3 protein-coding genes are annotated in these 3,293 nt (G+C 69.9%); 2 read left to right on the top strand and 1 reads right to left on the bottom strand.

Annotated elements, in window-relative coordinates; translation table 11 throughout:
- Nucleotides 1–235 precede the first annotated feature (235 nt).
- Complete coding sequence (locus tag CH341_RS29855; protein WP_111423051.1) at nucleotides 236–1,042, top strand: FkbM family methyltransferase; 807 nt, start codon at nucleotides 236–238, stop codon at nucleotides 1,040–1,042.
- 105 nt (nucleotides 1,043–1,147) lie between these two features.
- Here CH341_RS29855 and CH341_RS29850 read toward each other — a convergent pair whose 3' ends face one another.
- Nucleotides 1,148–1,660: a YciE/YciF ferroxidase family protein gene (locus CH341_RS29850; RefSeq protein ID WP_111423047.1), complete on the bottom strand. Its 513-nt coding sequence runs from the start codon at nucleotides 1,658–1,660 to the stop codon at nucleotides 1,148–1,150.
- Between the two features lie 204 nt (nucleotides 1,661–1,864).
- Here CH341_RS29850 and hemN point away from each other — a divergent pair, with 204 nt between their 5' ends.
- Nucleotides 1,865–3,214: an oxygen-independent coproporphyrinogen III oxidase gene (gene hemN, locus CH341_RS29845; protein ID WP_111423044.1), complete on the top strand. Its 1,350-nt coding sequence runs from the start codon at nucleotides 1,865–1,867 to the stop codon at nucleotides 3,212–3,214.
- Nucleotides 3,215–3,293 lie beyond the last annotated feature (79 nt).

Here is a 3,293-nt window from a genome sequence, read left to right as displayed (position 1 = left end):
CGGCGGCCCACGCCGCCGCTCGCCCACCTCCGTCTCCCTGGCCACCCCTTCGCCGGTCCCTCGCCGGCTCCCTTGCCGGTCCCTTGCCGCTCCCTTGCCGCTCCCTGGCCACCCCTCTCGCCACCCGGCGGCCGGGTGCGGCCGCGGTCCTCCCGTGGTAGGAGCGAGCCGCCGCGACTGGCGGCGTGCTCCGCCCGTGCCGAGCCGCCGTCCGGGTCGGGCCGGAGCGGACCGCATGAGCTTTCACGACCTCCCCAAAGCGTCCTGGCTCGACCTCGTGCGCTATGTCGACAGTACGCTCGCGAGCGAGCGCTACGCCGACCCGCGCCGCCTCTCGCGCTTCGGCCGCAAGGTCTATTCCCAGTGCGACGAGGACGGGCTGCTCGCCCGCATCTTCGAGCTGATCGGCACGACCGACCAGAGCTTCCTGGAGTTCGGGGTCGGCGACGGCCGGGAGTGCAATTCGGTGTGGCTGCTGCACCAGGGCTGGCGCGGCGTGTGGCTCGAGGCCGACCCGTCGGACGTGCGACGGATGCAGACCACCCACGAGCACTGGCTCCGCAGCGGGGCGCTGCGGATCGTCCAGGCCCGGGTGAGCGCCGAGACGATCGACCGGGTCATCGCCGAGGCCGGACTGCCGGCCGAGATCGACCTTCTGTCGATCGACATCGACTACAACGACTACTGGGTCTGGAAAGCGATCACCCGCACGTCACCGCGGGTCGTCTGCATCGAGTACAACGCGACCTGGCCGCCGCCGGCCTCGATCGTCGTGCCCTACGATCCGACGCGGTCGTGGTCCGGCGACAATCATTTCGGCGCCAGCCTCGCCGCCCTCGCCGGCCTCGGGGCGCAGAAAGGCTATCGGCTGGTCGGCTGCAGCCTCAGCGGCGTCAACGCCTTCTTCGTGCGGGCCGACCTGTGCGGCGACCGTTTTGTCGCCCCGGGCTGCGCGCAGACGCATTACGAGCCGGCGCGCTACTTTCTGACCGAGCTCCCGTCCGGACACCCGGCCGGCATCGGCGAGACGCTGCAGGTGTGAGACGGCGACACGGCTCCGCTGTCGCGACGGTTCCGCGGCGTGCGCCGCGACGGCAGGGACGGCGCGCGCCCTGAAGGGAACGCGCCGCCCGTTCACCTGAAAGCGTCAGCGCGCGGCGCGGGCACTGGTGTTGACGCCGCCTTCCGCCATGGCGGTGAGCTTCACGTCGGTGGCCTTCTCCTCCTCGAGGGTCTTCTCGAGCACGCGGGCGCAGTCGGCGCGGCCGAGCTGCTTGGCCCAGGCGACCAGGGTGCCGTAGCGGGTGATCTCGTAGTGCTCGACCGCCTGGGCGGCGGCGATCAGCGCGGCGTCCAGCACCTTCGGATCGTCGACCTCGCCGGCCACGTCGTCGCTCTCCTCCAGGATGCCGTCGATGGCCGGGCAGTCGACGCCGCGGACCTCGATGCCGTGCATCCGGAACACCTCCTGCAACCGCGCAATGTGGTTCTCGGTCTCGCCCAGATGGGCCTTGAAGGCTTGCTTGAGCTGCGGGTCGCCGGCCTTCTCGATCATCTCCGGAAGCGTCTTCACGATCCGGTTCTCGGCGTAATAGATGTCCCGCAGGGTGTGCACGAAGAGATCGTCCATCGTATGGATGTCTTTGGAGAAAAAGCCCATTTTGCGCGTCCTGTGATGAGGGTCGGATGCCTTGCGTCGGCGGCGCTCCGCCGCCCGCCGGCCCGCCGGCCCGGGGTCGGGTCACGGCTCGCTGGACCAACGGCACAACCGGGGCGCGGTTCCGGCGGAAGGAAGGCCGCGATCGCCCGGCTGTTTGACCTTGATCAAGGTCGCGAACGTCAATCTTCCTTTACAGTTTGGGCTATGAACAGTGTCATCGCGCTCGCTGAACGAAACGTTCCCCGATACACCTCGTATCCGACCGCGCCGCACTTCTCGCCGGCCGTCGACGCAAAAACCTATGCCGGCTGGCTGACGGCCCTGCCGGCGGGATCCACCCTGTCGCTCTACCTGCACGTGCCGTTCTGCACGGACATCTGCCTCTATTGCGGATGCCACACCAAGGCGGTGCGCCGCTCCGAGCCGCTCGACGCCTACACGGACCGGCTGATCCAGGAGATCGGCATGGTCGCCGCCGTCGCCGGCAGCCGCAAGGTGGTGCACATCCATTGGGGGGGCGGCACGCCGTCGATCCTGGGCGAGGAGCGCCTCGCCCGCATCGTCGATGCGATCCGGACCTCGTTCGACCTGTCGACCCTGCGCGAGCACGCGATCGAGCTCGATCCGCGCCGCCTCACCCAACAGCTCGCCGACGCGCTCGCCGCGGTCGGCGTCACGCGGGCGAGCCTCGGCGTGCAGGACTTCTCGCCGCACGTCCAGGACGCGATCGGCCGCGTCCAGCCGTTCGAGATCGTCCGCGACGCCGCCGCGATGCTGCGCCGGGCCGGGATCGACCGCATCAATATCGACCTGATGTACGGCCTGCCGCGGCAGACCATCGCCGACGTGGAGCGCAGCGCCGGCCTCGCGGCCTCGCTGGATCCCTCCCGCCTGGCGCTGTTCGGCTACGCCCATGTGCCGTGGTTCAAGGGCAACCAGAAGCTCATCGACACCGCCGCCCTGGCCGGCCCGGGCGAGCGCATCGAGCAGGCGCGCGCCGCCTCTCGCACGCTGGCGAGCCACGGCTACGTGCCGATCGGCCTCGATCACTTCGCCCGGCCCGACGACGACCTCGCCACGCTCCAGCGCGGCGGCCGGCTGCGCCGCAACTTCCAGGGCTACACGACCGACGAGGCCGACGGCCTGATCGGCTTCGGCGCCAGCGCCATCGGCAAGCTGCCGCAGGGCTTCATCCAGAACGCCGTCGACATCGCCGGCTACTCGCGCACGATCGAGAGCGGCTCGCTCACCACCATCAAGGGCGTCGCAGTGTCGAGCGACGACGTGCTGCGGGCCGAGATCATCGAGCGCCTGATGTGCGACCTCGGCGTCGATCTCGACACGCTGCCGGCCAACAAGATCACCGACAGCCTCGACACCAGCTTCGCCCACGAGCTGCACGATCTCGACGGCCTGGTCGCCGCCGGCATGGTGCGCATCGACGGCCGCCGCATCAGCATCACGGAGGAAGGCCGCCCCTTCGTCCGCCTCGTCGCCGCGGCCTTCGACGCCTACCTGCCGCAGAACCGCTCGCGCCATTCCGTGGCCGTCTAGGCCACACAAGGCGATATTGACGTCCGATTGTCGCGATGGCCGGGCCTTTTTGGCCCGGCCATCGGCGTTTTCGGCGAGC

The sequence above is a fragment of the Rhodoplanes roseus genome, assembly GCF_003258865.1.
In the GTDB taxonomy this organism is placed as follows: domain Bacteria; phylum Pseudomonadota; class Alphaproteobacteria; order Rhizobiales; family Xanthobacteraceae; genus Rhodoplanes; species Rhodoplanes roseus.
This window is presented reverse-complemented; position numbering and strand designations above follow the sequence as displayed.